The 22769-nt window shown below is 69.7% G+C and carries 22 protein-coding genes; 7 read left to right on the top strand and 15 right to left on the bottom strand.

The window, feature by feature from the left end; genetic code table 11:
* Window positions 1-50: 50 nt before the first annotated feature.
* Genes ACGFH6_RS42075 through ACGFH6_RS42060 form a run of 4 tightly spaced genes read right to left on the bottom strand, consistent with a single transcriptional unit; the run spans window position 51 to window position 3561 of the window.
* Window positions 51-710 carry a (2Fe-2S)-binding protein gene (locus tag ACGFH6_RS42075; RefSeq protein ID WP_393396462.1) on the bottom strand — a complete coding sequence of 220 codons (660 nt, stop codon included), beginning with the start codon at window positions 708-710 and terminating at the stop codon, window positions 51-53.
* Window positions 707-1483 (bottom strand): ABC transporter ATP-binding protein, encoded by a 777-nt coding sequence (locus tag ACGFH6_RS42070; RefSeq protein WP_393396460.1) that lies wholly within the window; start codon window positions 1481-1483, stop codon window positions 707-709. Before ACGFH6_RS42070 ends, ACGFH6_RS42075 begins: the two co-directional genes overlap by 4 nt.
* A gap of 3 nt (window positions 1484-1486) precedes the next feature.
* Window positions 1487-2515: a FecCD family ABC transporter permease gene (locus ACGFH6_RS42065; protein ID WP_393396458.1), complete on the bottom strand. Its 1029-nt coding sequence runs from the start codon at window positions 2513-2515 to the stop codon at window positions 1487-1489.
* A complete protein-coding gene (locus ACGFH6_RS42060) occupies window positions 2512-3561 on the bottom strand; it encodes a FecCD family ABC transporter permease (protein ID WP_393396456.1) in 1050 nt (349 codons plus the stop codon). Before ACGFH6_RS42060 ends, ACGFH6_RS42065 begins: the two co-directional genes overlap by 4 nt.
* Window positions 3562-3636: 75 nt before the next feature.
* On the opposite strand from ACGFH6_RS42060, the gene ACGFH6_RS42055 reads away from it, so the two are divergent.
* Together ACGFH6_RS42055 and ACGFH6_RS42050 are read left to right on the top strand one after the other, a co-directional pair.
* Window positions 3637-4620 carry an ABC transporter substrate-binding protein gene (locus tag ACGFH6_RS42055; protein WP_393396454.1) on the top strand — a complete coding sequence of 328 codons (984 nt, stop codon included), beginning with the start codon at window positions 3637-3639 and terminating at the stop codon, window positions 4618-4620.
* Between the two features lie 21 nt (window positions 4621-4641).
* Entirely contained in the window at window positions 4642-5286 is a 645-nt protein-coding gene (locus tag ACGFH6_RS42050; protein ID WP_393396452.1) for a hypothetical protein, read from the top strand.
* 266 nt (window positions 5287-5552) lie between these two features.
* Here ACGFH6_RS42050 and ACGFH6_RS42045 read toward each other — a convergent pair whose 3' ends face one another.
* From ACGFH6_RS42045 to folP, 5 genes are all read right to left on the bottom strand, one after another.
* Window positions 5553-6473, bottom strand: coding sequence for an alpha/beta hydrolase (locus tag ACGFH6_RS42045; RefSeq protein ID WP_393396450.1), 921 nt, complete (start codon window positions 6471-6473; stop codon window positions 5553-5555).
* A 68-nt stretch (window positions 6474-6541) separates the two neighbouring features.
* Window positions 6542-7141, bottom strand: coding sequence for a hypothetical protein (locus ACGFH6_RS42040; RefSeq protein ID WP_393396448.1), 600 nt, complete (start codon window positions 7139-7141; stop codon window positions 6542-6544).
* The gene (locus tag ACGFH6_RS42035; protein ID WP_393396446.1) at window positions 7138-7842 is read right to left on the bottom strand and encodes a class III extradiol dioxygenase subunit B-like domain-containing protein; all 705 of its coding nucleotides are present in this window, start codon (window positions 7840-7842) and stop codon (window positions 7138-7140) included. The genes ACGFH6_RS42040 and ACGFH6_RS42035 overlap by 4 nt, the downstream gene beginning before the upstream one ends.
* Window positions 7842-8585: a pyrimidine reductase family protein gene (locus ACGFH6_RS42030; RefSeq protein WP_393396444.1), complete on the bottom strand. Its 744-nt coding sequence runs from the start codon at window positions 8583-8585 to the stop codon at window positions 7842-7844. Before ACGFH6_RS42030 ends, ACGFH6_RS42035 begins: the two co-directional genes overlap by 1 nt.
* Complete coding sequence (gene folP, locus ACGFH6_RS42025) at window positions 8582-9394, bottom strand: dihydropteroate synthase (protein WP_360444672.1); 813 nt, start codon at window positions 9392-9394, stop codon at window positions 8582-8584. The genes ACGFH6_RS42030 and folP overlap by 4 nt, the downstream gene beginning before the upstream one ends.
* A gap of 200 nt (window positions 9395-9594) precedes the next feature.
* On the opposite strand from folP, the gene ACGFH6_RS42020 reads away from it, so the two are divergent.
* From ACGFH6_RS42020 to ACGFH6_RS42010, 3 genes are read left to right on the top strand one after another with little or no spacing between them, the layout of a single operon-like run.
* Entirely contained in the window at window positions 9595-10911 is a 1317-nt protein-coding gene (locus ACGFH6_RS42020; protein WP_393396442.1) for an L-fuconate dehydratase, read from the top strand.
* Window positions 10908-11660, top strand: coding sequence for an SDR family NAD(P)-dependent oxidoreductase (locus tag ACGFH6_RS42015; protein ID WP_393396440.1), 753 nt, complete (start codon window positions 10908-10910; stop codon window positions 11658-11660). The genes ACGFH6_RS42020 and ACGFH6_RS42015 overlap by 4 nt, the downstream gene beginning before the upstream one ends.
* Window positions 11657-12619 (top strand): aldo/keto reductase, encoded by a 963-nt coding sequence (locus ACGFH6_RS42010; RefSeq protein WP_393396438.1) that lies wholly within the window; start codon window positions 11657-11659, stop codon window positions 12617-12619. Before ACGFH6_RS42015 ends, ACGFH6_RS42010 begins: the two co-directional genes overlap by 4 nt.
* A gap of 2 nt (window positions 12620-12621) precedes the next feature.
* Here the strand turns inward: ACGFH6_RS42010 and ACGFH6_RS42005 are convergent, their stop codons facing one another.
* From ACGFH6_RS42005 to ACGFH6_RS41980, 6 genes are all read right to left on the bottom strand, one after another.
* Window positions 12622-12930, bottom strand: coding sequence for a DUF2218 domain-containing protein (locus tag ACGFH6_RS42005; RefSeq protein WP_393396436.1), 309 nt, complete (start codon window positions 12928-12930; stop codon window positions 12622-12624).
* Between the two features lie 19 nt (window positions 12931-12949).
* Window positions 12950-15019, bottom strand: coding sequence for a heavy metal translocating P-type ATPase (locus ACGFH6_RS42000; protein WP_393396434.1), 2070 nt, complete (start codon window positions 15017-15019; stop codon window positions 12950-12952).
* Between the two features lie 33 nt (window positions 15020-15052).
* Window positions 15053-16633: an ABC-F family ATP-binding cassette domain-containing protein gene (locus ACGFH6_RS41995; RefSeq protein ID WP_393396432.1), complete on the bottom strand. Its 1581-nt coding sequence runs from the start codon at window positions 16631-16633 to the stop codon at window positions 15053-15055.
* 149 nt (window positions 16634-16782) lie between these two features.
* Entirely contained in the window at window positions 16783-16992 is a 210-nt protein-coding gene (locus ACGFH6_RS41990) for a DUF6343 family protein (RefSeq protein ID WP_393396430.1), read from the bottom strand.
* A gap of 14 nt (window positions 16993-17006) precedes the next feature.
* Complete coding sequence (locus ACGFH6_RS41985) at window positions 17007-17678, bottom strand: FadR/GntR family transcriptional regulator (protein WP_360444408.1); 672 nt, start codon at window positions 17676-17678, stop codon at window positions 17007-17009.
* Between the two features lie 25 nt (window positions 17679-17703).
* Window positions 17704-18087: a RidA family protein gene (locus ACGFH6_RS41980; protein WP_393396427.1), complete on the bottom strand. Its 384-nt coding sequence runs from the start codon at window positions 18085-18087 to the stop codon at window positions 17704-17706.
* A 55-nt stretch (window positions 18088-18142) separates the two neighbouring features.
* Between ACGFH6_RS41980 and ACGFH6_RS41975 the strand changes: the two genes are divergently transcribed.
* Window positions 18143-18541, top strand: a complete 399-nt coding sequence (locus tag ACGFH6_RS41975; RefSeq protein ID WP_393396425.1) for a DUF3052 domain-containing protein — start codon at window positions 18143-18145, stop codon at window positions 18539-18541.
* A 426-nt stretch (window positions 18542-18967) separates the two neighbouring features.
* On the top strand, window positions 18968-22768 hold the full coding sequence (locus ACGFH6_RS41970) for a multifunctional oxoglutarate decarboxylase/oxoglutarate dehydrogenase thiamine pyrophosphate-binding subunit/dihydrolipoyllysine-residue succinyltransferase subunit (protein WP_393396423.1): 3801 nt from the start codon (window positions 18968-18970) through the stop codon (window positions 22766-22768).
* Window position 22769 lies beyond the last annotated feature (1 nt).

Below are 22769 nucleotides of genomic sequence, written 5' to 3'. Positions count from 1 at the left end.
GCGCGGAACCGTGCGGCGGCAATCCTTCGGATGAAGGCGGCCTAGACCAATCAGCGGAAACGCGGGCAGGTGGTGCAGGCGTTCACGTTCGGCAGTACGTAGACGTAGCAGCACGACGTCCGCAGCTTCTGCTCCAGCGAGACGGCGAACGCCGCGGCGGCCTGAGCGGCGTAGGGCGCCTCGTCCGGCAAACGGATCGCGGCCCGCACCTCGTCGTCGACCGCACCGAAGCGCTGCAGCGACCCGAGCTTCACAGCGGGCACATAGGAGTCCAGAAACGCTGTCGTGTGGGCCTTCAGCTGTGCGGCGGCCGTGGCCATCGGCACGACCTCCTGCGACAGCAGCGCGACCTCGACCGGGTAGTGCGCGGTCGGGTGCCGCCGGAACGCCAGTGCGGACGGCGACACCTCAGGTGAGACACCGGTTGCGGCTGCCGTCACTCCGGCCACCAGTGAGGGGACCTGGACGTACCACATCAGCGTGAACATCGCGGCGACCTGCACCGGCGGATCGATGGCGTACTCCCGCCCGTAGTCCGCCTGCACAGCGGTCCGCCACGCGTACGTCGGATCGCCACCACTCTGCTGCTCCGAGACCACGTCAGCGCACGACACCCACTCCGGTCCGGGCACGGAGTCCGCCGTACGCACGGACATCCATGGCACCGAGTCGGCGAGGACGTCCGCGAGATCGCTGACGGAGTGGCTCACCCGACCAGCCTACGGTCCGGGACGACGACCGGTGCTCCGCCGACGTCGACCACGGTGGCCCGCAGACCGAAGACGTCGTCCAGCAGTTCCTCGGTCAGTACGTCGACCGGCCGCCCCTCGGCCGCGATCCGGCCCTCGCCCATCACCACGAGGTGATCGGCGTACTGCGCGGCCAGGGTGAGGTCATGGAGGACTACCACCACGGTCCGGCCGGAGGTATGCGCGGCGGCGTGGACGACGTTCATCACGTCGACCGCGTGGGCCAGGTCCAGGTACGTCGTGGGTTCGTCGAGCAGCAGGTGTGGCGTGCCCTGGGCCAGGACCATCGCGATCCAGACCCGTTGCCGTTGGCCACCAGACAGCTGGTCGACCGGGCGCTCCCGCAGTTCGGTCAGCTCGACGGCCGCCAGGGCCTCGTCGATCGCGGCGTCGTCCTCAGCGGTCAGCCGCCCGAACAGTCCGCGGTGCGGATGCCGCCCCCGCGACACCAGTTCGGCAGCTGTGATCCCCTCCGGCGTCACCGGCCCTTGCGGCAGCACACCGAGCTTCCGGGCCAGCTCACGCGCCGGCAACTTGTGGATGTCCTTGCCGTCCAGCAGCACCTGGCCGCTCTGCGGAGTGAGCAGGCGGCTCATCCCACGCAGCAGCGTGGACTTGCCCGATCCGTTCGGCCCGACCACAGCGGTCAGCTGTCCGGCCGGCACCTCCAGCGTCAACCCGGACACCACCGGCGCATCCGCGCCGTACGCGAGGGTGAGGTTCTCGACGTGCACTGATCAGCGTCCCTTCTGCTGACGGCCGATGAGGTGGAGGAGGTACGGCGCTCCGCACGCAGCGGTGATGACGCCGACCGGGAGTTCGTACGGCCCGACCCGCAACCACTGCAGGCCGTTGCGCGCGACCAGATCGGCCAGTACGACGAACAGCGCACCGAGCATCGCGGTGGTGAGCAACGGCGGTCGCTCCATCCGGGTCAGCCGCTGCGCGATCTGCGGCGCCACCAATGCGGCGAACGCGATCGGTCCCGCTCCCGCCGTCGCCATCGCGGCCAGCACCGTGGCCACGATCAGCAACGCCAGCCGCATCCGCGCGACCCGCACGCCGAGCGACGACGCGACATCGTCCCCGAGCACCAGCGCGGACAGGTCCCGGTTGAACATCATTGCCACCGGCAACAAGAGCACCACCGCGAACAGCACCGGAATCGCGTCGCTCCAGGCCCGCGCGTTCAGCGAACCGGCCAACCACGCGGCGGCCCGGCCCGCGTCGTTGACGTCACCGATCACCAGCAACCACGCGACCAGCGAATTGGCCGCGGCCGCGATCCCGACCCCGATCAGCACCACGCGCCCGGCGTCGACCACGCCACGCTGGATCGACAACGCGCCGACGATCATCGTCGCGATCAGCCCACCCAGTACGGCGGCCAGCGGGATGCCGACCTTGGCCGCGGCGCCCGAGATGTTCCCACCGCCGCTGCCTGCCAGCACGATCACCGCGACCGCACCCGCGGACGCGCCGGAGTTGACGCCGACGATGTCGGGACTGGCCAGCGGGTTGCGCGACAAGGTCTGCAGCAGCGCCCCCGAGACGGCGAACGCGATGCCGACCAGCAGGCCGGTGGCCACACGTGGAAGCCGCAACTCGAGCACCACGAGACGCGTGCCGCGACGGCCGCCACCGAGCAGTACCTCGATCACGTCGGCGAGCGGGAGTTTCGTCGTACCGACGCTCAAGGAGACGAGCGCGATCATGATGGCGAGGACCGCGAACGCGACGCTGAGCATGACCGTCCGCGACTTCACAGCGCCACCGCCCGGCGCCGTACGACGATCACGAACAGGGGCGCGCCGACGATGCCGAGGACGACGCCGGCCTGGACCTCACCGGCACCGCCGACGAGCCTGCCGACCAGGTCGGCGAGGACCAGCGCGGTCCCGCCGATGACAGCCGCGCCCGGGATCAGCCAGGTGTTGCGCGCACCGAAGATCCGGCGAGCGACGTGACCCGCAAGCAGTCCGAGGAAGCCGATCGGCCCGCAGGCCGCGACGCCCGCTGCGGTGAGCAGGCCGATCGCAACCAGCCCGACCAATCGGGCCCGGCGGATCGACAACCCCAGACCGGCGGCAACATCGTCGCCGAGCGCCAACAGGTCGAGGTCGCGAGCGTTGACCAGGGCGAGGATCAGACCGACCGCCGCGAACGGCAGCACCTGCCCGGCGACATCCAGGCCGCGGCCCGCGACCGAGCCGACTGCCCAGAAGCGGTAGCTGTCGAGGGTGTCGGCGTCGAGCAACACGATCGCCGACGTCAACGCACCGAGCATCGCGGCCACCGCCGCGCCGGTCAGCGCCAACCCGACCGGCGACGCTCCGTTCCCCCGCGAGGCCAGGCGCTGTACGCCGAACGTCGCCACCAACGCGCCCACCAGCGCGACCCACACGGTCGACGAGACCGACTCGACCAAGCCGAGCTGCAACCCGAGAACGACGGCGAACGCGGCGCCCGAGCTCACGCCGAAGATCCCCGGCTCGGCCAGCGCGTTGCGGGTGTGGCCCTGCATGAGCGCCCCCGCGACACCCAGACAGACACCGATCAGGACAGCCACCACCGTGCGCGGGAAGCGCAGGCTGCGGACGATCACATCCGGGTCGGACCCGTTGTTCGCGGTCAATGCATGCCACAGCGCGCCAGGCCCGAGCCACCGCGATCCGAACGCGAGGCTGGCCGCGAAGGCCAGCAACAGAACGACGACGAGCACGAGCAGCGCGGCAGTACGACGTACGGCGGGACGGCCGGCGCGGACCGGTGGCGGCACGACCGGGCGTGCGGACGGGACGGCGGAGGACATATGGTTAGGGTTGCCTTAGTTCAACGTTGTGGTGAGTCACCTTAACCTGCGAGCCGTCCTGACCAGGAGACACCTGTGCGCCTGCCCCGAACCACCGCCCTGCTCGCCGTCGCCGCCCTGGCTCTGACCGCCTGCGGCTCGGCCGCGGACTCCGAGGACTCCCCGGATGCGGCCGCGGCGTCGTCCGCCGGGTTCCCGCGCACCGTCGAGCACGCGATGGGCAAGACCGAGATCCCGGCCAAGCCGAAGCGGGTGGTGGCACTGGACGCGAGCTTCGTCGACGCGACGCTGATCCTGGACACACCGGTGGTCGGATACACCGACTACCGCAGCATCAACGGGAAGCTGCCGGACTACCTCGGCGACGACCGCAACACCCTGGGCGGCGAGGCGGAGGCGGTCGGCACGCTGGCCGAGCCGAACCTGGAGAAGATCGCCGCGCTCGACCCGGACCTGATCATCACCGCGAAGGTCAGGCACGAGAAGCTCTACGACCAGTTGTCCGCGATCGCACCGACGGTCATGTCCGAGACCACCGGGCCGACCTGGAAGGAGAACATCCGGCTGGAGGCGAAGGCGCTCGGCGCGGAGGACCTGGCCGAGAAGGAGATCTCGTCGTACGAGAAGGCCGCCAGGACGGTCGGCGACGCGATCAACGCGAAGGCGAAGAACCCGACGATCTCGGTGGTCCGGTTCGTCGACGGACCGACCCGGCTGTACCAGAACGCCAGCTTCTCCGGCATCGTGCTCAAGGACGCCGGACTGAAGCGGCCCGCGCCGCAGGACGTGAACGACTTCGCGCTGGAGATCAGCCCGGAGCGGATCAAGGACGCCGACGGCGACGCGATCTTCGTCACCGTGTACGCCGACGAGAAGGGTCTGAGCGCCAAGACCGCCGGGCAGTTCAAGGCCAACCCCCTGTGGGCGCCGCTGGCGCCGAAGGTGCACGAGGTGCCCGACCTCACCTGGATGACCGCGGTCGGACTGCAGGGCGCGTGGTCGATCCTCACGGACCTGGCCAGGACCTTCGACGTGCCCGCTCCGGTCAAGGCCGACTGAGCGCTCGATAGGGTCCGCGGTATGACGGCTCTGACTCGATGGCATGTCGGTCCGTGGACCACGCGGGGTACTCGTCCCGGCTCGCCGTTCGAGCCGGGGCTGAAGCGGACGCCCGACGAGTTGAACTTCGACATCGTCGGGCTGTCGCGGATCCTCGGTCGGCGGCAGACGCTGCCGGAGGAGATGCTGGTCCGCCGCTGCCAGGCTGCGTTGCGCCCGACCGATCCGCGCCCGTGCGGCGTCCAGACCCTGACCGATCCGGACCTGGCCAGCGACCTCGCCGAAACCGCCGAACGCGCCTTCACCTGGATCGCCGACCGCGCCCCCGCCGGCTACGAGTTCGCCCTCACCGACGCCGTAGAACTCCGTCCGTTGCTGGACCTGGACGCCCCCGTCGTCGCGATCGAGGCCGTCATCCACCTCGCCGACACCGACCTCCCCGCCGCCCGCCTGGCCGCCTCCCACGTACGCCGCTCCACCTCCGGCGACTGGTACGCCGGCGACGCGGTCTGCAACTGGTCGGGTCCCCACGACACAGCAGACGCTGCGATCACCGCCGTACAAGCTGCCCGCGAAGACCTGGTCGCCCAACTACGGTCGGCCGGCCGCGAAGACCTCGCCACCACCGCATCCCGCTGGCCAGCAGTCCCCGTCGAACCCGCCTAGCACCACCACCTCCCAGTCCCACCAGGTGCCCCTCGGCCGCTGCCGTTTGATGGGTTGGCCCACCAGATGATGGGTTCGCCCACCGCACGCGGATAGCCAACCCACCTGCTCGTGGGCTGACCCAGCCCACGACCCACCCCCAGACACGGCGGGCTGCACCGACCAGCGCCAGCCGGTGGGTGGACCCATCAAACGGCGGGTTGGCCCACCGCACGCGGATAGCCAACCCACCTTCTCGTGGGCTGACCCAGCCCAGGGGCGAGAAGTTAGGCGGAGTGGGTGAGGGGTGGCGGGGTGGGGGTGGCGTGGGGTACGAGGTGTTGGCGGAGGAAGGTCAGTTCGGCTTCGACTGCGGCCTCGTGGCCTTCGGTGAGGGGGGCGTAGTGGTTGCCGGGGAGGCGTACCAGCTCGGCCTTGGCGGACTTGGTAGCGGCGGCGATTGCTGGGGCGGCTAGGGCGGAGCGGTCGTCGTCGCAGACCACGTAAAGGAGTGGGCAGCGGATGTCGGCGGCGTACTTCGCTGGGCGGTAGAACGCGGCGCGGGGAATTGAGCGCGCGGCCAGGGTTTGCTGCCAGTCCGGGTACTTGTTGCCGGGATTGAGGACTGCATCGCCCAGCTGGGCGTCAGGGGTGTTGAGCAGCGCGACTGTCCCGCGCGGGCCGGACAGCGCCACCAGCTTCGGGGGTCGCCCGACAAGAGCACCGACTGTGTCCAGCGCGGTGCGGCCGGCCAGGCGGAGTGCACCGAGCGGGCTCTGGTAGCGAGACGCCTTGCGAGTCACGACCGGACCATCGACGTTCGGGGACTGCGCGATCGCGGCGGCAATCCGATCGTCTTCCGCGGCGAGCTGTACGACGTACCCGGCGCACAACGAGAACGACCAGAGCGCGACCCGCTCGACCCCGGGAAGGGTCGCGGCGAAACCGATCGCCGCCCGCCAGTCCGCCAGCTGCCCGGCGATCGGCGCGACCTGACGCGGCTCACCACCGCTCTCACCGAAGTTGCGATAGTCGAACGCCAGCACACTGAACCCAGCCGCCGCGAACCTCTCGGCGAACCGGTCCGTACCCGGCTCCTTGGTGACGCCGAATCCTCCGGTCATCACCACGCAGCCGCCGTTCGACCCCGGATAGTGCCAGCCCGCGCACTCCACACCCGCACTGCTGAACCACACCTTCTCGCGCATACCCAGAAGTGAACCACGCGGTTCGCAAACTGTCCATGGCTCCTCTCAGAACCGCCGGCACGCACGGATCAGGCCGACTCTTCGCGCTCGAGCGCCCGGACCAGCGCGGCGAACCCGGCCTCGATCCCGGCCCCGTCACCACTGGTCCGCCACTCGATCAGGAACCCGCGCAGCGTCGCCAGGATCAACTCCGCGACCTCGCCCTTGCGCTGCTCGGACCACGCCGCCGGACAGATCGACAGCAACGCCGGGAGGTACTGCTTCGACGCTTCCCGGGCCAGATCGGCGTACCGCGCCGGGTCGTACATCGCCAGGCCGATCGCCTGGTCCAGCACCCACGACTCCGGGCCGACCAGGATCGGCCACATCGCCCGGACCCGGTCGGCCAGCGGCCGATCGGCGCCCTCGGTCGCGGCCGCGAGACTGCGGCTGATCCGGCGCTCGCGCAACTGCAGGACCGACTCCGTCAGCAGCTCCTCGGGGCCGGCGAAGTGATACAGCAGCACCTTGTGCGTCGTACCGGCCGCCCGTGCGGCCCGGCGGAGGGAGAAGTCCACCAGCCCGTTCTGGCCAAGGTCGTCGGCCACGCGATCGAGCAGTTCCCGCCGCCGCGCCTCCCCGCGCGGCGACTTCGCCGATCGCCGGTAGCCCGCCCGTTCCTCGGTCACCCGCTCAGTGTCACTGAAGTGAAGCTGGCAACGAAGTACCCGACGCCGTAGGGGGCGGCGTCGTACGTCAGGTTGCCGGTCAGAGCGGTCTGCCCGAGTGCGCCCGCGAGGACCTGCCATGGAGCGCGGCCTGCCGCCTGGAGAACGGTCGCCAGGTCCGGGTCGAGGGCAGCGAGGACGTCCAGATCCACGCTCCGCAACGCCTTTGCGACCGTCGCGTCGAAGATCTCGGCACGAGGATGGAGGTGGACGGGAGCATGGTCGCTGCGCCGGGCCGAGCCGTCGCCCATCACCAGCAACCCGATCCGGTCGTTGCCCTCGGCAATCTCCCGCCCGAGCGCCAGGCACACCTCTGGCGAGTCGTCGGCCACCGAGATCGACGTACGCCGTACGCCCGCCGCCTTGCTCTGGCCGACCAGCCAGGCCCCGACCAGCAAGGACAACGGCAACGCCGCCTCACCGTCTCCGACTCGCACCTGCGGAGCGCCGTACGCCGCGAAGCTGCCGCCCGCGGAAGCGTCGTACCGGCGCCCGGTGACCGGGCCGGACCCGACGATCACCAGGGCGTCGGCCTCTGCGAGTACGTCGATGGCCGCCAGGCAGGCCGCGCGCAGCGGATCGAGCTCGGGCGCGGCGCCGAAGGCCAGCTCGGGCACGATCACCGGCGGATGCGGGCAGACCGCAGCGGCGACGACTGGCACTAGCCGAGTCCCCGGCCGTGGCGCAGGAACAGGAACCCGTCATCGGTGGCGAGGACCTGCAGCAACGGCAGCGACCGCGCCTCGGTGGCCGCCAGTCCGTCGGTGATCCGGCGTGCTCCGGGTCCCGCGAGCAGCGGCGACACGGTCAGGCACAGCTCGTCGACCAGATCGGCACCGGTGAGTGCGCCGAGGAGATGCGGACCGCCCTCACACAGGATCTGCGGCAGTCCGCGCTCGACCAGCCCGGCCACTGCCTGGTTCAGGTCGACGGTCTCGTCACCGCAGATCATCACGTCCGCCACCTCGGCGAGGGCCTCACGCTGGTGGTCCGGCGAGGACGCACAGGTGATGACGATCGGCCGTACGGGCGCCTCGGTGAAGACCGTGCTGTCGGCGGCCAGTTCGAGTCGCGCGGAGACCACGGCGAGGGTCGGGTTCTCGGGCCAGCCCTGCTCGTTCCGCCATCCACGCCGCTTCGCGCCGAGCCGGAGACCGCCGTACCCCTCGGCGCGGAGGGTCCCCGCGCCGACCAGGACGACGTCGGCGAGCATCCGCAGCCGGCCGAGCATGCTCTGGTCGTCCTTGCTGGACAGGCCGCCGGACAGACCCTCCAGCGTCACGGCACCGTCGAGGCTGGTGACGAAGTTCGCCCGCAGCCTGGGGACGGACCGATCGGGCACCGTGTAGGCGGCGATCAGTTCGTCCTCGGTCAGCTCGGCCCCGGCAGCACAGTTCCGGATCACACCAGGCTCCTTCGGGTGTACGCGGGCGTCGCCGTCTTCCGCAGTACGGCGATCAGGTCGAGGGCCTGCCGGGTCCCCGCGATGTCGTGGACCCGGAACACCCGGGCGCCGAGCCAGGCCGCGATGCTGACGGCCGCCAGCGTCGCGGGTCCGCGCCGGCCGGACGGCAGGTCGAGAGTCTCGCCGAGGAAGTCCTTGTTCGACATCGCCACCAGGACCGGCCAGCCGGTCGCGGCCAACTCGTCGATCCGGCGGGTCACCTCGAGCGAGTGCAGCGTGTTCTTGCCGAAGTCGTGGGTCGGATCGATCACGATCCCGTCCGGCCGGACCCCGGCGGCGATGGCTCGCTCGGCCAGTGCGGTGGTCGTCCGGATCACGTCCGCCACCACGTCGTCGTACGCCATCCGGTGCGGGTCGGTGCGGGGTTTCAGCCCACCGACGTGGCTGCAGATCAGCCCGGCGCCGGACTCGGCGGCCGCCGCCGCGATGTCAGGATCGTGGCCGGACCAGGTGTCGTTGATGAGGTTCGCGCCGGCCGCTCCGACCCGGCGCGCGACGCCGCTGCGGAAGGTGTCCACGCTGATCAGGAGCTCCGGGTGGCGATCGCGCACGGTGGCGACGAAGTCCACGGTCCGGCGCAGTTCCTCGGTCTCGTCGACCGCTTCGCCGTACCCGGCCTTGACACCGCCGATGTCGACCAGGTCCGCCCCGTCGGCGACGGCCTGGTCGATCGCCGAGAGCGCGGCCTCCTCCGCGAAGGTGGCGCCGCCGTCGAAGAACGAGTCCGGGGTGCGGTTCACGATCGCCATCACCGCGAACTCCCCCGGCCCGAACGACCGGCCGCCGAGCCGCAGCACACCACTGGGTTCCTGAGCCACGCGCCGACTCTATCGGCCGGTCCCAGGGCCGCCGCCGGGCGGCCTGAGCGCCGGCTGCCGGTATCGCTCGCGCCACATATCCTATAGGATTCCCCGCGACAGACCGCCCACAGCTGCAGAACGGGTCCTCCATGCCACGGTTCACCGAGTTAGAGACGTACGACGTCCGCTTCCCCACGTCGCTGGACCTGGACGGCTCCGACGCGATGAACACCGACCCGGACTACTCGGCGGCGTACCTGATCCTGCGCACCGACGCCGGCGACGGGCTCGAAGGGCACGGGTTCGCCTTCACCATCGGCCGTGGCAACGACGTCCAGACCGCGGCGATCGAGGCGCTGCGCTACCACGTGATCGGGCTCGACCTGGACGCGACGCTGTCCGACCTCGGTGGATTCTGGAAGTCGCTCGTCCACGACTCGCAACTGCGCTGGCTCGGCCCGGAGAAGGGCGTCATGCACATGGCCATCGGCGCCGTCGTGAACGCGGTCTGGGACCTGGCCGCCAAGCGGGCCGGCGTACCGCTGTGGAAGCTGCTGTCGGACCTGACTCCGGAGCAGATCGTCGACCTGGTCGACTTCCGCTACCTCACCGACGCGCTGACCCGGGACGAGGCGCTGGAGATCCTGCGTGCCGCCGAGCCCGGTCGCGCGGACCGCGAGGCGACTTTGCGCGAGCGCGGGTTTCCGGCGTACACCACCACTCCGGGCTGGCTCGGGTACGACGACGCCAAGCTGGTCCGGCTGTGCCACGAGGCGGTCGCCGAGGGCTTCACCCAGATCAAGCTCAAGGTCGGCGCGGACCTGGACGACGACATCCGCCGGATGCGGCTGGCCCGCGAGGCCGTCGGCCCGGACGTCCGGATCGCGATCGACGCGAACCAGCGCTGGGACGTCGCCGACGCGATCCGGTGGGTCGAGGCGCTGGCGCCGTACGACGTCTGGTGGGTGGAGGAACCGACCAGCCCGGATGACATCCTCGGACACGCGGCCATCGCGCGCGCGATCGCTCCGATCCGGGTCGCGACGGGTGAGCACGTGCAGAACCGGGTCGTGTTCAAGCAGTTGCTGCAGGCCGAGGCGCTGTCGATCCTGCAGCTCGACTCGGCCCGGGTCGCCGGGGTGAACGAGAACATCGCGATCCTGCTGCTGGCGGCGAAGTTCGGCGTACCGGTGTGCCCGCACGCGGGCGGGGTCGGACTGTGTGAGCTCGTCCAACACCTGTCGATGTTCGACTACGTCGCGGTCAGCGGGTCGATGGACAACCGGGTGATCGAGTACGTCGACCACCTGCACGAGCACTTCCTGGACCCGGTGGTGATCCGGGACGGGCACTACGTGGCGCCGGTGCGGCCCGGGTTCGGTGCCGAGATGGATGCCGAGACGCTCTGCGACTTCCGGTACCCGAGTGGCAAGATCTGGACCGACCTCACAAAGGAGAACAAGTGACGGACTTCGCCGGCCTCCGTGCAGTTGTCACCGGTGGCGCGTCGGGCATCGGTCTCGCGGCCGCCCAACTGCTGGCCACCCGGGGCGCCCAGGTGGTCGTCTTCGACCTCAAGCCCGACGTCGCGGAACCGCTGACCGGGATCGCCGCGGATGTGACCGACGACAACTCGGTCCGCGACGCCGTTGCCGCGGCGGCGCTGCAGCTCGGCGGGATCGACATCGTGGTGAACAACGCCGGCATCGGCGCGCAGGGCACGGTCGCGGCCAACGACGACGACGAGTGGCATCGCGTCCTCGACGTCAACGTGGTCGGGATCGCCCGGGTGACCCGGGCCGCGCTGCCGTACCTGCGCAAGTCCGAGTCCGCCGCGATCGTCAACACCTGCTCGATCGCCGCCACCGCGGGCCTGCCGAACCGGGCCCTGTACTCCGCGAGCAAGGGCGCCGTACTGGCTCTGACGATGGCGATGGCGGCGGACCACGTCCGCGAGGGGATCCGGGTGAACTGCGTGAACCCGGGCACCGCGGACACCCCCTGGGTCGGCCGGCTGCTCGACGTCGCGGACGACCCGGCGGCAGAGCGGGCGGCGCTGGAAGCGCGGCAGCCGATGGGCCGGTTGGTATCGGCCGACGAGGTCGCGCACGCGATCGCCTACCTGGCCAGTCCGTTGTCGGGTTCGACCACGGGTACGGCGGTCGCCGTCGACGGCGGAATGCAGAACCTGCGGCTCCCGGCGGTGAAGTCATGAGGCTCTTCCCGGACGACCAGCGGATCGGGCTCGGCGGTGCGCCGCTGGGCAACCTGCTGGGCGAGGTCCACGAGGCCGACGCGGTCGCGACGGTGAACGCCGCCTGGGACGAGGGGTGGCGGTACTTCGACACCGCCCCGCACTATGGTCTCGGGCTGGCCGAGGAACGGCTCGGGGTCGGCCTGCGGGGCAAGCCGCGGGACGAGTTCGTGCTGTCGAGCAAGGTCGGCCGGATCATCTACGAGGCCGAGGACGCGGCGACCGACGACGAAGGGTTCGAGGTCAGCTCGAAGCGGCGGCGGCGCTGGGACTTCTCCCGCGACGGCGTGCTGCGGAGCATCGAGGACTCGTTGCGCCGGATCGGCACCGACCGGCTGGACGTCGTGTTCGTGCACGACCCGGACGACCACTACGAGGAGGCCGTCGCGACCGCCTTCCCGACGCTGATCGAGCTCCGCGACCAGGGCGTGATCGGCGCGATCGGCTCCGGCATGAACCAGACCGCGATGCTGACCCGGTTCGTCCAGGAGATCGACATCGACGTGATCATGCTGGCCGGCCGCTACTCCCTGATCGACCCCGACGGCCTGGACGACGTACTGCCGGCCTGCCTCGAGCACGACGTCCAGGTAGTTGCCGTGGGCATCTTCAACTCCGGTCTGCTGTCCCAGCCCCGGCCGGCGCCCGGTGCCACCTTCAACTACGCGCCGGCCGCCGCATCCCTGGTGGACAAGGCGAATCGCCTGGCTGACGTCTGCGAGGCGCACAACACCAGCCTGCCTACCGCGGCTCTCGCCTTCCCCCTCTTCCACTCAGCAGTAGCCGGCATCGCCGTTGGCTGCCGCACGCCGGAGGAGGTCCGCACCAACGCGACACTGGCCCGGACCGAGGTCCCCAAGGCACTCTGGTCCGACCTGAAGTCCGAAGGCCTCCTCCGCGAAGACGCACCCACGCCGTAGCGTCAGACCGGCGTCTCGCCTACGGATTTCCACACGACCTGCAAGCTGTCCCGCCGGCCGATCTGCTCGATGCGTTCTCCGACGTGTGCGCTCACCTCATCCAGCCGCGCCGGGTCGGCTTCCACCCGAAGCACCAGCCCGTCCGGCTCGGCCCGGATCCGCCAGGTCGCTTCTCCCAGGTCGATGACCAACTCCCCCGGCTCGCTGGACACCACCGTCATCCCACCCGGTTGATGGGCGAAGTGACTGCTCAACTGCTCGACATATCGTTCCGCGCGCGTCGTACCAACGTGCGCCTCGACCACTGCCATCACTGACACTCTCCTGTCGTTAGTTCGCCGCCAACCGCTCTGGTGAGAGGTTGAGGCGGCGGAGTAGTTGGGCGTTGAGGGCCACGACGATGGTCGAGACGGACATCAGGATGGCGCCTACGGCGGGCGAGACGAGGATGCCTGCGAACGCCAGTACGCCGGCAGCCAACGGGACCGTGATGACGTTGTAGCCCGTGGCCCAGACGAGGTTCTGCCACATCTTGCGGTAGCTGGCCTTCGAGAGAGTGATCACGGACAGCACGGCTCTGGGGTCGTCGGCGGCCAGGACCACGCCGGCGGATTCGATCGCGACGTCGGTGCCGGCGCCGATGGCGATGCCGACCTCGGCGCGGGCCAGGGCCGGTGCGTCGTTCACTCCGTCGCCGACCATCGCGACCTTGAGTCCACGAGCCTGTAGTTCGGCGACCTTGGCGTCCTTGTCCTGCGGGAGGACCTCGGCGAAGACCTCGTCGATCCCGAGTTCCCTGGCGACCGCATCAGCCACCTGGTGCGCGTCACCGGTGATCATCGCGACCTTCACACCGCGCCGGTGCAGCGCATCGACGGCCTGGCGAGACTCCTCGCGAACCTCGTCCTCCAACGCGATCGCTCCGAGCACCCGCCCGTCGCGAACCACATGCAGCACCGCGGCCCCGCGCCCCTTCCACGCCGCGACCTCCGCCTCCAGCTCAGCCGGCTCAGGTACGCCATACTCCCGCAGGAACGCCGGACCGCCGACGGCGACCTCGGTGCCGTCGACAACGGCCTGCACGCCTCGTCCGGTCAGCGACCGGAACTCCGAGGCAGTCAACCGGCCCGCCCTCCCCGCGCCGACAGCGGTCCGGACCTCGTGCGCCCGGACGATCGCCTTCGCCAACGGATGCTCGCTGTCCGCCTCGACCGCGGCAGCCAGTTCCAGCAACTCCTCGTCGGACACGGATCCGGCCGTTGCCACCCCGGTCACGGCCGGCTCGCCCTTGGTCAGCGTGCCGGTCTTGTCGAACAGGACCACATCGATCGTCCGCATCCGTTCCAGCGCCAACCGGTCCTTCACCAGTACGCCGGCCTTCGCGGCGCGCTCGGTGGAGATCGCGATCACCAGCGGAATCGCCAGCCCCAGCGCGTGCGGGCAGGCGATCACCAGCACCGTCACGGTCCGCGTCACTGCCTCGTCGAGCTCGCCGAGCAACGTCCACACCACGAACGTGATCAGCCCGGCGATCGACGCGAAGTAGAACAGGAACGCCGCGGCCCGATCCGCCAGCGCCTGCGCACGGGACGACGAGGCTTGCGCCTCAGCCACCAGCCGTTGGATGCCGGCCAGTGCCGTGTCATCCCCGACGGCGGTGATCTCGATCCGCAGAGCGTTGTCGGTGGCAACGGTTCCTGCGACCACCGAGTCGCCGACCGCACGGGCGACAGGCCGCGATTCGCCGGTGATCATCGACTCGTCGACCTCGGCCTGGCCGTCGACCACCGTGCCGTCAGCGGGCACGCGCCCGCCCGACCGCACCAGTACGACGTCACCCTCGCGCAGGTCGTGCAGCATCACCTCGACCACACCGTCGTCGGTCACCTTCTCGGCCGAGTCGGGCAGCAAGGCGGCCAGTGCGTCGAGCGCACCGGACGCGGCGCCGAGCGCCCGCATCTCCAGCCAGTGACCGAGCAGCATGATCACGATCAGCAGCGCGAGCTCCCACCAGAAGTCCAGGTCGAACCCGCCGATGTCCAAGGTGGTCACCCACGACGCGACGAACGCGACCGTGATCGCCATCGAGATCAGCAGCATCATCCCGGGCCGGCGGGACTTCAGCTCGCCCCATCCACCGGTCAGGAACGGCCGGCCCCCGTACACGAAGATCACTGTGCCGAGGACCGGCGCGATCAGCCCGGAGCCGGGGAATTCCGGCCGGGTGTAGCCGAGCAGGTCGGCGAACATCTCGCTGAAGAACACCACCGGCACGGCCAGCGCCAGGCTGATCCAGAACCGGTCCTTGAACTGCGCCGCATGATCCCCATGCCCAGCATGACCTGAATGCCCGGCGTGATCCGCAGGCTCGGCGTGCGCGCCGTGCTGGTGCTCCTCCATACCCCGACGGTACCCCCTAGGGGTATGGGATCACTAGAGGGGGTCGATGTCGGTCAGGGTCTCCGGGGTGAGCTCGAGCCAGCGGGTGATGCCAATCTCGCGCAGGAACGGCACGTCGTGGCTCGCGACGATGACCGCACCGCTGTACGACGAGAGCGCGTCCTTGAGCTGGGCGACGCTGGCCAGATCGAGGTTGTTGGTCGGCTCGTCGAGCATCAGCAACTGCGGCGGAGGCTCGGCCAGCAACAGTGCGGCCAGCGTCGCCCGGAAGCGTTCACCACCGGACAAGGTGCTGACCAACTGATCGGCGGCCCGGCCACGGAAGAGGAAGCGCGCCAGCCGCGACCGGCGTTCCTGGTTCTCCGTGCTCGGCGCCAGCAGCGCCAGGTTGTCCACGATCGACAGGTCGTCGCGGAGCAGGTCGAGCCGCTGCGGCAGGTACCGGAACGGGACGACCGGCAACGAATCACTCGTGATCGACTGCAGCAGCGTCGTCTTGCCCGCACCGTTCGGCCCGGTCAGCGCGATCCGCTCCGGCCCGCGGATCTCCAGATCCACGGTCGCGCCGGTGCGGAGCTTGTGCTCCTCCAGCCGGAGCACGACCCGCCCCGCCGGTACGGCGGTCTTCGGCAGGTCGACGCGGATCGCCTCGTCCTCGTGGACCTTCGCCTCCGCCTCGGCCACCGCGTCCTGCGCCGACTCGAGCCGCTCGGACTGCATCCCGAGATGCTTGCCCGCCGACACCTGGGCCGACCGCTTGAGCCCGCCCGCGATGATCTTCGGGATCCCGCCCTGCTCGAACGCCCGCTGGCCCCGCGCCCGGCGCTGGTCCATCTTCATCCGCGCCTCGACCAGATCGCGCTTCTGCTTGCGGGCGTCGGCCTCGGCCGCCCGGAGCATCCGCTCCGCGGCCTCCTGCTCGACCGCCACCGCCTCCTCGTACGCCGTCAGGTTGCCGCCGTACCAGGTGATGTCGCCCTTGCGCAGGTCACCGATCTGGTCGACCCGGTCGAGCAGTTCGCGGTCGTGGCTGACGATCAGCAACGCACCGCGGAACTGGTCGACGGCGTCGTACAGGTGCCGGCGAGCCCGCAGGTCGAGGTTGTTGGTCGGCTCGTCGAGCAGCAGTACGTCGGGACGCCGCAGCAACTCGGCGGCCAGGCCGAGCAGGATCGTCTCGCCGCCGGACAGCTCGCCGACACTGCGGTCGAGGTCGATCGCGCCCAGGCCGAGCTTGCCCAGCAACGCCTCGGCGCGTTCGTCGACGTCCCACTCGTCGCCGACGATCGCGAAGTTCTCCTCCGAGGCGTCACCGGACTCGATCGCGGTGACGGCGCGGCGGATCGCGTCGATGCCGAGCGCCTGGTCGACCCGCAGACCGGTGTCGAGGGTCAGGTCCTGAGGCAGGTACCCGAGCTCGCCGGCCACCCGGATCGTGCCACGCTGCGGCGTCAGCCGGCCCGCGATCAGGCGCAGCAGCGTCGACTTGCCGGCGCCGTTGCGGCCGACCAGGCCGGACCGCACGGGTCCGGCGACGAAGTTGAGCCCGTCGAACAGGACGTCGCCGTCCGGCCAGGCGAAGAAGAGGTCCGTACAGGTCAGGGAATTACTCATATGCGTGTACTCCGAACGAGGTCTTGGACGAGACCGCGCACCAGAACGGGCGGCGATCACCGGCTGCAGAAAAGACCTCGGAGTTACAACGCGACCCCTGACGTCGGGAATGGGACGTCCACCAGGGTAGCGGGCCGTGCTTCATCGCTTCAACCATTTTCCCGGCGCTTGCGCCAGGCAACGATCACCAGGTCGACCAGGGCGACGACCGCCAGGACCACGCAGGCGATCACCCAGCCGGCCGGTACGTCGTACGCCGCGAACAGGATCGCGGACGTGACGAACAGCGCCACGCCGAAGCAGGACAGGACCAGCCGCAGCGTCAGCGCACTCCGGGGCGGCGGCGGCTCGAAGGCCATACCACTGGACTACCTCAGGGCGCCTTGCGGAGCCAGGTCTCGACGCCGGCGATATGGGCGGTCATCCAGGCGCGGGCCGCCTCGGCGTCACCGGCCTCGATCGCGTCCAGGATCGCGGCGTGCTCGGACAGCGTCCGCTCGACCGCGCCGGCCTGGGTGACACCGCGCCAGATCCGGGCCCGCTGGGTCGCGCCGGAGATGCCGTCGAGCAGCGAGCAGACGACCATGTTCCCGGTCGCCTCGGCGATGCAGCGATGGAACCTGAGGTCGTTGGCGACCAGTTCCTCCACCTCCGCGTCGGGCGTGAGGTCGCTGCACAGCAGCCGCAGCTCGGTCACCTGCTCCCTGCTGATCCGGACCGCGGCCAGCGCGGCGACCCCTGGCTCGAGCAGCCGCCGTACCTCGAAGAACTGCAGCACCGAGTCGTCCCGGTGCAGGTCGACCATGAAGTTCAGCGCGTCCAGCAGATGCGACGAGTCCAGGCTCGTGACGTAGGTGCCGTCACCGTGCCGGACGTCGAGGACGTTGACGAGTGTCAACGCCTTCACCGCTTCGCGCAGCGAGTTCCGCGACAGACCCAGCCGCGCCGCGAGGTCCGCCTCCTTCGGCAGCCGATCCCCCGGACCCAGTTCCCCCGAGGTGATCATCCCTTTGATCTTGACGATCGCCTCATCCGTCAACGCCATCTGGTCAGTATGCCGCCCGCACCACTCAACGACGTACCGCGACAGCGTCCACTTCGAAGCTCATCTCCGGCAGGGCGAGTGAGGCGACGCCGAGCAGGGTCTGGACCGGCGGCCGCTCCGGCCAGTACTTCGCGATCACGCGACCGAGCGCGGCGAGTCTGTCCATCGAGTGGTCGACGATGTACGTCCGCAACTGGAAGACGTTGCCGTAGTCGAGCCCGGCGGACCGCAACGCGATGCCGAGGTTGGCGAAGGCAAGCTCCAACTGCTCCTCGAACCCGGTGACCGGTACGTGCCCGTCCGGGCCGGAGGCGTACTGCCCGGCGACGAAGACGAGCTCACCGACCTCGGCGACGTGGCTGTAGCCGAACCCGGCCGGATCGTGCAGCCCGGCGGGATTGCCGATCATCGCGCACCTCTCTTCCTAATCTGGATGTCTGATATCCAGAACATAGCATCCGGCCATGAGCACGACACCTGGATATTCGGGTAAGCCGCTGGTAGCCAAGCTCGGGATCAAGGCAGAGCACGCCGTACTGCTGGACAACGCTCCGGATGGGTTTGTGCTCGAGGGTGTGGCGGCCACCCGGCGGTTGGGGCGCGGGCCGTACGACGTTGTGCTCGCGTTCTGCCCGGACCGGGCCCGGCTGGCCAAACGGCTGCCGGTGTTGCTGGCGAGGACGACGACCGCGGGGATGATCTGGATCGCGTGGCCGAAGCGGTCGTCCGGCGTACCGACCGACCTGGACGAGAACGGGATCCGCGAACTGGCGGTGCCGCTCGGCGTCGTGGACGTGAAGGTCTGCGCGGTCGACGCCACCTGGTCCGGTCTCAAGCTGGTCCGGCGGCTCAGCAACCGCTGAAGACCAGTCGCGTGGAAGTGGACTGATCCGGAGCGTGACGTTGGCCACATTCCTGCACAGTCCTGATCATCACCCGGGGCGAGTGCGCAACTGCATACAGTGGCCAGTTAGGCTGGAACCGGACACCGTGGGTCACCGTCAGAGTCGCCGGAAACCCTCCACTGCAAGGCGTCCCGGACATGGTTTGCCCGGACCGTTGAGCATCGGCCGATCACCGTCGGCCCGATGAGCTGAAACACCTGTCAGCACAGTGTTTCAGGCCTCGAACGATCCAGCCGCCGAAGCCCGACCACCCGACACACTGGTCCGGTGGTCCCAGGCTGTGGAAGAGGGTCGCGTGCTATTAGCCTTGCCCTGGGGAACCACCCATAACATCAGCATTAACCACCGCGGTACCGGACCCGATCGGAAGAGGCGAACTGCCAAGTGGCCACCGAGCCATCAGACACAAATCCCCTAGCAGCCTTCGGTGCGAACGAATGGCTGGTCGACGAGCTGTACGAGAAGTACCTGCAGGACCCGAATTCGGTGGATCCGGCGTGGCTCGCCTATTTCAAGAGTGACAGCTTCAAGGCATCCCAGCCTGGTGACGCGAAGCCGGTGACGAGCACCCCGGCCGACGCTCCCCGGCCCGACGCCGTATCGGACAACAAGACTCCCGAGGCACCGAGCCGCGGCACTGTGCCGTCCGCGCCGGCCTCGAGCGCACCTGCCGCTGTCGCAGCCGCCACGCAGGCCGCCGTACCGCAGAGCCAGCCAGCAGCGAAGCAAGCGCCGGCCACGACAGCCGCCGCCCCGACCGGAGGCACGGTGAACCAGCCGCCCAGCGCCCAGCCCAAGGCCACTCCCGCCACCACCGCGGACACCGAGCGCCAGATCATGCGCGGCGCGCCCGCGCGGACGGCGCAGAACATGGAGACCAGCCTCCAGGTCCCGACCGCGACCAGCGTCCGCCAGGTCCCGGTCAAGCTGCTGATCGACAACCGCATCGTCATCAACAACCACCTCAAGCGCGCCCGCGGCGGCAAGGTCTCCTTCACCCACCTGATCGGCTGGGCGCTGGTGAAGGCGCTGAAGACGCTGCCGGAGATGAACGCGTCGTACGACGAGACCGACGGCAAGCCGACCCACGTCCAGCCGCAGCACATCAACCTCGGCCTGGCCATCGACATGCAGAAGCCGGACGGCACCCGGCAGCTGCTGGTGCCGTCGATCAAGGCCGCCGAGACGATGACGTTCGCCGAGTTCTGGATGGCCTACGAGGACGTCGTACGGCGGGCCCGGGACAACAAGCTCGCGCTGCCCGACTTCCAGGGCACCACGATCAGCCTGACCAACCCCGGCACCATCGGCACCCAGCACTCGGTGCCGCGGCTGATGGCCGGCCAGGGCTGCATCGTCGGCGTCGGCGCGATGGAGTACCCGCCGGAGTACCAGGGCGCGGCCGACGAGACGATGGCCAAGCTCGCGGTCAGCAAGGTGATGACGCTGACCTCGACGTACGACCACCGGATCATCCAGGGCGCCCAGTCGGGTGAGTTCCTGCGCCGGTTGCACCAGTTGCTGCTCGGCCAGGAGGGCTTCTTCGACGAGATCTTCCAGTCGCTGAGGATCCCGTACGAGCCGATCCGCTGGGCCGCCGACCTCCCGCACAGCCACGAGGAGGACGTCTCCAAGCAGGCGCGCATCCTCGAGATGATCCACGCCTACCGGGTGCGCGGCCACATCATGGCCGACACCGACCCGCTGGAGTACAAGCAGCGCAGCCACCCGGACCTGGACGTGGCCACCCACGGCCTGACCCTGTGGGACCTGGACCGCGAGTTCGCCACCGGCTCGTTCGGGGCGGCCAGCGAGCGCAAGTTCATGAAGCTGCGCGAGATCCTCGGCATCCTGCGCGACTCGTACTGCCGGACCACCGGTATCGAGTACATGCACATCCAGGACCCCGAGCAGCGCAAGTGGATCCAGGAGCGGGTCGAGCGGCCGCACACCAAGGTGCCGCGCGAGGAGCAGTTGCGGATCCTGGCCAAGCTGAACGAGGCCGAGGCGTTCGAGACCTTCCTGCAGACCAAGTACGTCGGCCAGAAGCGGTTCTCGCTGGAAGGCGGCGAGACCACCATCCCGCTGCTCGACGAGCTCTGCGAGGAGGCGGCCGGGGCCGGCCTGGACGAGGTCGTCATCGGGATGGCGCACCGCGGCCGGCTGAACGTGCTGGCCAACATCGTCGGCAAGTCGTACGGCCAGATCTTCCGCGAGTTCGACGGCAACATCGACCCGCGGACCGTGCAGGGCTCCGGTGACGTCAAGTACCACCTGGGAGCAGAGGGCGAGTTCGTCTCCGAGTTCGGCGACAAGATCAAGGTGTCGGTGGCGGCGAACCCGTCCCACCTGGAGACGGTCGACCCGGTGCTCGAGGGCATCGTCCGGGCCAAGCAGGACATCCTGGACCGCGGCGTCGCGTTCCCGGTGCTGCCGGTGCTGGTCCACGGCGACGCGGCCTTCGCCGGCCAGGGCGTGGTGGCGGAGACGCTGAACCTGTCCCAGCTGCGCGGCTACCGCACCGGCGGAACGATCCACGTGATCGTGAACAACCAGGTCGGCTTCACCACCTCGCCGGCCTCGTCCCGCTCGTCGATGTACTCCACCGACGTGGCCCGGATGGTGCAGGCGCCGATCTTCCACGTCAACGGCGACGACCCCGAGGCCTGTGTCCGGGTCGCGGACCTGGCCTTCGAGTACCGCCAGGCGTTCAACAAGGACGTCGTCATCGACCTGGTCTGCTACCGCCGCCGCGGTCACAACGAGGGCGACGACCCGAGCTTCACCCAGCCGCTGATGTACGACCTGATCGAGCAGAAGCGGTCGGTCCGCAAGCTCTACACCGAGGCCCTGATCGGCCGTGGCGACATCACGGTCGAAGAGGCCGAGCAGGCGATGCGCGACTTCCAGCAGCGGCTGGAGCGGGTGTTCGCCGAGGTTCGCGAGGCCAAGAGCCAGCCGGACACCCCGGCGCCGTACGTGACGGTGCCGGTCTACCCGGACAAGCCGGAGGGCCCGGACGCGACCGCGACCACGCCCGAGGTGCTGAAGAAGATCGCCGACGCGCACACCACGCTGCCGGAGGGCTTCACCGTGCACCCGAAGGTGCTGCCCCAGCTGCAGCGCCGGGCGACCGCGATCACGCAGGGCCCGATCGACTGGGCCAGCGCGGAGATCACCGCGTTCGGTTCGCTGCTGCTGGCCGGGCGCCCGGTGCGCCTCGCCGGTCAGGACAGCCGCCGGGGCACGTTCGTGCAGCGGTTCGCCGCGATCATCGACCGGGTCAACGGCCAGGACTACGTCCCGCTGCAGAACCTGGACGAGAACCAGGCGAACTTCCACGTCTACGACTCGCTGCTGAGCGAGTACGCCGCCCTCGGCTTCGAGTACGGGTACTCGGTGGCCCGGCCGGACGCGCTGACCCTGTGGGAGGCGCAGTTCGGCGACTTCGTGAACGGCGCCCAGTCGATCATCGACGAGTACATCTCCGCCGGTGAGGCGAAGTGGGGCCAGAAGTCGGGTGTCGTGCTGCTGCTGCCGCACGGGTACGAGGGCCAGGGCCCGGACCACTCGTCGGCCCGGGTCGAGCGCTTCCTCCAGCTGTGCGCGGAGAACGCGATGACGGTCGCTCAGCCGTCGACGCCGGCGTCGTACTTCCACCTGCTCCGCCGGCACACGCTCGGCGAGGAGCACAACCCGATGATCGTCTTCACGCCGAAGCAGTTGCTGCGGCGCAAGGAGGCGGTGTCGCAGCCGGAGGAGCTCACCCACGGCACCTTCCGGCCGATCATCGGCGACGCCGAGGCGGAGGCCACCGCGGGTACGGTCGACCGGATCGTGCTGGCGTCCGGGCGGATCGTCTACGACCTGCTGGCCGAGCGGAAGAAGGCGGAGCCGGACAAGATCAGCACCGCGGTCATCCGGGTCGAGCAGCTCTACCCGCTGCCGAGCGACGAGATCGTCGCGGAGCTGGCGAAGTACCCGAACGCGACCGAGATCCGCTGGGTCCAGGACGAGCCCGCGAACCAGGGCCCGTGGCCGTTCATGGCGCTGAACCTGACCGAGCACCTGGGTGGCAAGCCGTTCTACCGGGTGTCCCGGCCGGCCATGTCGGCGACCTCCGTGGGCTCGATGGGTGCGCACCAGGCCGAGCAGTCCACGCTGCTGAAGCAGGCCTTCAGCTGAC

Source organism: Kribbella sp. NPDC049227 (assembly GCF_043197265.1).
Classification (GTDB): Bacteria; Actinomycetota; Actinomycetes; order Propionibacteriales; family Kribbellaceae; genus Kribbella.
This window is presented reverse-complemented; position numbering and strand designations above follow the sequence as displayed.